The 5,082-nt window shown below is 54.1% G+C and carries 9 protein-coding genes and 1 tRNA gene; 4 read left to right on the plus strand and 6 right to left on the minus strand.

Annotated features, from left to right (window positions below; genetic code table 11):
* The 5 genes from MVD07_RS08330 to MVD07_RS08350 all read right to left on the minus strand — a co-directional run.
* The coding region (locus tag MVD07_RS08330; protein WP_297500764.1) for a hypothetical protein at positions 1-316 on the minus strand (316 nt) is incomplete at its 3' end.
* Positions 317-327: 11 nt separating this feature from the next.
* Positions 328-1,263 carry a tRNA (cytosine(49)-C(5))-methyltransferase gene (locus tag MVD07_RS08335; RefSeq protein ID WP_297500749.1) on the minus strand — a complete coding sequence of 312 codons (936 nt, stop codon included), beginning with the start codon at positions 1,261-1,263 and terminating at the stop codon, positions 328-330.
* A 9-nt stretch (positions 1,264-1,272) separates the two neighbouring features.
* Entirely contained in the window at positions 1,273-1,698 is a 426-nt protein-coding gene (locus MVD07_RS08340; RefSeq protein WP_297500752.1) for an archease, read from the minus strand.
* A 1-nt stretch (position 1,699) separates the two neighbouring features.
* Complete coding sequence (locus MVD07_RS08345) at positions 1,700-2,161, minus strand: type II toxin-antitoxin system VapC family toxin (protein ID WP_297500754.1); 462 nt, start codon at positions 2,159-2,161, stop codon at positions 1,700-1,702.
* Positions 2,130-2,390, minus strand: coding sequence for a CopG family transcriptional regulator (locus tag MVD07_RS08350; protein WP_297500756.1), 261 nt, complete (start codon positions 2,388-2,390; stop codon positions 2,130-2,132). Before MVD07_RS08350 ends, MVD07_RS08345 begins: the two co-directional genes overlap by 32 nt.
* An 88-nt stretch (positions 2,391-2,478) precedes the next feature.
* On the opposite strand from MVD07_RS08350, the gene panB reads away from it, so the two are divergent.
* Together panB and MVD07_RS08360 are read left to right on the plus strand one after the other, a co-directional pair.
* Positions 2,479-3,342, plus strand: a complete 864-nt coding sequence (panB, locus tag MVD07_RS08355) for a 3-methyl-2-oxobutanoate hydroxymethyltransferase (protein ID WP_297500759.1) — start codon at positions 2,479-2,481, stop codon at positions 3,340-3,342.
* Positions 3,343-3,458: 116 nt separating this feature from the next.
* Positions 3,459-3,875 carry a hypothetical protein gene (locus MVD07_RS08360; RefSeq protein WP_297500762.1) on the plus strand — a complete coding sequence of 139 codons (417 nt, stop codon included), beginning with the start codon at positions 3,459-3,461 and terminating at the stop codon, positions 3,873-3,875.
* 1 nt (position 3,876) lies between these two features.
* Here MVD07_RS08360 and MVD07_RS08365 read toward each other — a convergent pair.
* Positions 3,877-3,953, minus strand: a tRNA-Thr gene (locus MVD07_RS08365).
* 111 nt (positions 3,954-4,064) lie between these two features.
* Here MVD07_RS08365 and MVD07_RS08370 point away from each other — a divergent pair.
* Both MVD07_RS08370 and MVD07_RS10955 read left to right on the plus strand, forming a co-directional pair.
* Positions 4,065-4,511, plus strand: a complete 447-nt coding sequence (locus MVD07_RS08370; protein ID WP_297500766.1) for an HAD family hydrolase — start codon at positions 4,065-4,067, stop codon at positions 4,509-4,511.
* A 127-nt stretch (positions 4,512-4,638) separates the two neighbouring features.
* Complete coding sequence (locus MVD07_RS10955) at positions 4,639-4,959, plus strand: YigZ family protein (protein ID WP_366078497.1); 321 nt, start codon at positions 4,639-4,641, stop codon at positions 4,957-4,959.
* Positions 4,960-5,082 lie beyond the last annotated feature (123 nt).

Raw genomic sequence — 5,082 nt, forward strand, 5'->3', positions numbered from 1 at the left:
CTGCCAAATAGCGCCTCGCCCTTTCATCGTCCAGCTCAACGACGTTCTTCGTCGCCTTCGGCCCGACTAAAAAGCTCCCCTCTATGGTGAGCCTTATTCCGTCGCTCTCAATCCTGCCGAAGTAAACTCCCCTCCTGCCGGTGTCGCTCACCTTAAGCTGACAGGGCTTCCACGCGTAGACTCTGCTGTGGTTGCCCCTGATTTCGTAGATCAAATCCGGTGCATAGCCGTAGTTTTCTATGAGGAGTCTCCTCACAAGCTCTGTATCGTCAGTCCTTCCAACCTCTTCCCGTGGGTTGGTGATTGTCCTCTCCATGCTCTCCCCGATCATTCACTCCCCTCCGGCTTGGCTATCTTCGCTATGAAGAAGGCCTCGGTGTCGTTGTCGTTCGGATGTATGCGTAAAACCTTTTTCAGCTTGGGCGAGTAAGTTCTTCCCTCCCATTCCAAAACCGGTTCGCTCGTCCGAACCGGGAGCTCTATCGGTTCGAGTCTTGCGTCCGTCTTTCTGAGGAGATAGTCAACCACCTCCTCGTTCTCCAGTGGGTCTATCGTGCAGGTGGAGTAGACGAGCGTTCCTCCAGGTTTGAGGGCCTTGTAGCCGGCTAAGATGAGCCTCTTTTGTATGTTCATGTACTTGACAACGGCTTTTTCACGCCACTCTTCCAGGAACTTCCACCTCTTTCTTATCATCCCTACCGAGGAGCAGGGGGCATCGAGCAGAACCCTGTCGAAGGTGTTCTCGAAGCGGCCAAAATATGCCCCGTCCTGAGTTGTAACCCGAGCTATCAGAACACCCATCCTGTTGAGGTTGGTTATGAGGACGTTCGTCCTGTCCCTGTTCGGGTCGTTCGCTATGATGCACCCCTCGTTCTTCATGTACTGGGCTATTTGACCGGTTTTTGAACCCGGTGCTGCGGCCATATCCAGTACAAGTCCTCCCGGCTTTGGCTCGAGGACAGCCGGCGGTATCATCGAGCTCGCTTCCTGGCCGAAGATTAAGCCCAGACCGTGCTCCGGAACCTTCGCGAGGTTGTCGACGTTTATGAAGAAGCCCTCACGAACCCAGGGTATCGGTTCAAGCTCGAACTCCTCTTTCAGCCTCTCGACAACGACATCGAGCGGTGCCTTCAGCGTGTTCACCCTTATGCTCTGCCTGAGTGGTCTTATCAGGAACTCCCAGAACTCGTCCGTGTCTTCGAGCTTCGAGTAGCGCTCGTAAAAGGCCGGGTTTGCCTCCCTGATCCTGTCCCTCGCGCCCATGGAACCACCTCATATGTCGGGAACCAGCTGGGCCATCCACCTTCCATCGGGGAGCTGTTTTATCTCCATCTCGTGGTAGGTTATCGCCTTCACCTCTTCCTTCGGTCCGTGTTTCTCGCTTAGCGGCTCACCGCAGGCCCTCGCCGTGAGTCTGTAGCCGTTCTCAGCCCTCCCGATCTTGACCTTCACGTCGCCGAAGACGAGGCCCTTCACATCGTGGAGAACCAAGAGCTCCTCAAGGAAGCTGTAGAGGAGGGCTTCAAGATCTTCTTCCTCTATCTCAACATCCCGGCACTCCCTCGGCTCGACCTTCCTCACGTCCACCATAACGTCGAAGAGCGCTAATGCTACTGCCTCGAAGGCCTCCTCCAGGGTCTCGCCGTATCCTCTAATGCCTACATCAGCTGTGTGCTCGTATTGCTCCCATTCCCTCATCTCAGTCACCTCCAAGGAGTATTGAGTTCAAACCCTCCTTTCTAGCAGCATCATGAAGCCTTTTGTCTCCAGTGTAGAAACTCTCAACCCCAATGTACTTCGCCGAAACTATTTGAAGTGCGTCCGCCTGGTAAAGGTGGTGTCTCTCAATTAACTCCCAAGCATCAGCCAGCAGAAGGGAGTGGACCGGAACCACCTCTAAGACACCCAGCCTCGTGAACCGCTTTACCTCCGCTAAAAAGCCTTTTTTCAGGAAGTCGAACTCATCTTTGCTGAGTTGCCCCCATCTCAGCTTTTTATCGAGTGTGCCAATCACTTCTCCGATATTCCAGAAGCTGAAGGCCAGCTTCACCTCCCCCCTATAGGCGTCTCTAAATAGCTCCTTTACGGCATCGCTGCCATCTTCGTCCAGGTATCTCTTCAAAATTGCACTAGTGTCCAAGTAGATGCTTCTCCCTGTCATCTCTCATCTCCCTCACGAGCTTCTCACTGCTCTCACCTTTGACCTTTAGAGGTTCAAACCACAGGGGCACCTCGGAGTCGTCGACATCCTTCAAAACTTCGTTTATGAGGTAGTTCATCAGCGCCTCCTCAAGGAGCTTGCTGACCTCGCTCTTCTCCCGCTGGGCCAGCTCCTTAAACTCCTTCCATAGTTCTTCATCCAAATAAACACTGGTCTTCACCTTCCCCATTGTACCACCATCGGTAATTACTGAAATCGGTATATAAACCCATCGAAACCGTTAATTAGACCGCCGTCGAAATGGTGCAGGTGGTGGCATGAGGGAGGTAACACCAAGGAAGATAATCGAGATGAAGGGGAGGGAAAAGATAGCAATGGTAACCGCTTACGATTACCCTTCTGCGCTTTTAGCCGACAGGGCCGGGATGGACATAGTCTTCGTCGGCGACTCCGTTGGAATGGTGGTCTACGGCGAGCCGAACACCCTAAACGTCTCAATGGAGCAGATGGTCTTTCACACAAGGGCCGTCGCGAGGGCTGTAAAGAGGGCGCTGGTTTTAGCGGACATGCCCTTTGGGAGCTACGAGGTGAGCGTTGAGGAGGGTGTTAAGAACGCCGTCAGGCTCATTCAGGCCGGTGCAGATGCCGTCAAGATCGAGGGCGGCTACGACCACGAGAAGCTTGTGAGAAAGCTCGTTCGTATGGGTATTCCTGTGATGGGGCACACGGGATTAACACCGCAGCGCTACCTTCGCCTAGGTGGTTATCGTCTGATGGGCGAGACCGAGGAGGAGATAGAGGAGATACTCCGCGATGCAAGGGCACTTGAGAAAGCCGGGGCCTTTGCCGTCGTCCTTGAGTTCACATTGGCGGACGTTGCAAAGCTCGTCACTGAAGAGGTTTCCATTCCGACCATAGGCATAGGCTCCGGGCCGTGGGTCGACGGGCAGGTTTTGGTGTGGCACGACCTCCTTGGGGTTTATGAGAACGTCCCACCCTTCGTCAAGAAGTACGCGGATCTGGCAGGGATAATTCAGCTCGCCCTCGAAAACTACCGGGGGGAGGTCAAAGCAGGGGAGTTTCCGGGAAGGGAGCACTACTGGGAGTTCCTCGACAAGGACGACTTCAGGAGGAAGGCCGGGAGGGCCCTCGAGAAGATTGGAGATAAGCCAACAGAATGAGAGACGTCCCGCCGGCGGCATGTTTTTCAATATTTTCCAATATTTCCGGGTGTTTTGTTGGATTTAAGACAAAGCTTTATAAGAAGTCCCGTGTATTTAACAAATGGGGCTAGAGGATGTTTAATGTGTTTTACGGGAAGGGCCGGAGGAGCAGGGCGCTGTTCTTCTCCCTTCTGGTAGTTGTGATTGTATCCATGGTCATCCTCGGGATGGCCTACTCAAGCTACGAGGCCAAGGTCAAGCTTGAACCTTACTCCGCTTCCGCCTTCAGCCTGAGCGGGTATCTCCTCCAGTCGGTCTATATTGAAGTCCACTCCTCTGAGCCCGTCAGCCTGTGCATAACCGATACCGCCGGCCTCGATGCCATATACTCAGGCGGACAGCCCATCTGCTACTTCTATAGGCCGTCCGTTACAGACGTGGAAACCCTCTGGAGGTTCCCCACTTCCGGCGAGTTCTACCTCGTCCTAGTGAGCGGTGAGAGAGGGGCTGAAGTTTGGATCTCGCTGAGAAGCGGGCCGATAGTGTGGTGAATGGAGCCGGGACCGGGATTTGAACCCGGGATCTGGGGATTACGAGTCCCCCGCCCTGCCGAGCTAGGCTACCCCGGCACGGTCTTTAGACTCCATGCTATGTTTATAAGTTTTTCTCAGATGGTCGCTTTGTACCACAGCTATTTAACCCTTAAAAACCCCAGTATCCAACCCAATCCGGTGAGAGCCATGGAGATACCGAACTACGGGAACGTTGAATTCCAGGCCGTGATATTCGACTTCAACGGGACCCTTGGAAAGGAGGGGAGGATAGACGAGGAGGTGAAGCACCTCCTTGAGAGGCTTGCGTATAAATACACCGTGGTCGTTTTGAGCGCCGACACCTTTGGGACGCTTGAGGAGGAACTAAGTGGCCTGCCCGTGAGGGTAGAGAGGGTCTCAAGCGGGGCCGAGAAGAGGAGAATAGCCGAGGGCTACGCGCCCTACGTTGCCATTGGAAACGGGAACAACGACGTGGAGATGCTCGAAGGAGCGGAGCTGGCCTTCTGTGTAATCGGCCCCGAGGGAGCAGCTATAGACACTCTCCTGGCGAGCGATGTGGTCGTGAGAGACGTTAAAGACGCAATAGCAATGCTCCTGGATGAGAAGAAACTCGTTGCAACCCTCAGGAGATGAGGGGATGTGGGCTACACAACACTGGAGGGTCTTGGAACTGCTCGGTTAGTGGTTAAGGGGTCGGTCTTCATAGGCTACGCCTCATCGGCCAGCACAGAAAGAGAAGCCAGAGACTTTCATCGAGAAGATAAATGCCCACCACAGCGACGCCAATCACAACGCCTACGCTTACATCATCAACGGCAGAAGGAATTTCGCCGTTCGCTACGATGACGACGGTGAGCCCAGAGGTTCCGCCGGAAGGCCAGTCCTCAGGGTCATCCAGAACAAGGGCTTGAGCAACGTCGTTGTCGTGGTTATGCGCTACTTCGGGGGCATAAAGCTAGGTTACGACGGGCTTGTTAAGGCCTATGGGGACGCGGCAAGCTTGGTCATCGAGAATGCGGGAGTCGTGGAGGTTTACGAAACGGAGCGCTTCGAGGTGGCCTTTCCCTACACATACTGTTAAGGAGACCGTTGAAGGGGCAGGTGGTAAAGTTATCAAAGAAGAATACAGCGGGCTCGTGAAGCTTATGGTAGAAACCAGAAAGGGCGAAGCTGAAAAGCTGATGGCACTTTTGACCGAGAAAAC

The organism is Thermococcus sp. (genome assembly GCF_027008145.1).
In the GTDB taxonomy this organism is placed as follows: Archaea; Methanobacteriota_B; Thermococci; order Thermococcales; family Thermococcaceae; genus Thermococcus.

Coding starts and splice junctions, on each gene's coding strand:
- MVD07_RS08335 (WP_297500749.1), bottom strand. CDS start 1,263: ATGGGCGCGAGGGACAGGATCAGGGAGGCAAACCCGGCCTTTTACGAG.
- MVD07_RS08340 (WP_297500752.1), bottom strand. CDS start 1,698: ATGAGGGAATGGGAGCAATACGAGCACACAGCTGATGTAGGCATTAGA.
- MVD07_RS08345 (WP_297500754.1), bottom strand. CDS start 2,161: ATGACAGGGAGAAGCATCTACTTGGACACTAGTGCAATTTTGAAGAGA.
- MVD07_RS08350 (WP_297500756.1), bottom strand. CDS start 2,390: ATGGGGAAGGTGAAGACCAGTGTTTATTTGGATGAAGAACTATGGAAG.
- panB (WP_297500759.1), top strand. CDS start 2,479: ATGAGGGAGGTAACACCAAGGAAGATAATCGAGATGAAGGGGAGGGAA.
- MVD07_RS08360 (WP_297500762.1), top strand. CDS start 3,459: ATGTTTAATGTGTTTTACGGGAAGGGCCGGAGGAGCAGGGCGCTGTTC.
- MVD07_RS08370 (WP_297500766.1), top strand. CDS start 4,065: ATGGAGATACCGAACTACGGGAACGTTGAATTCCAGGCCGTGATATTC.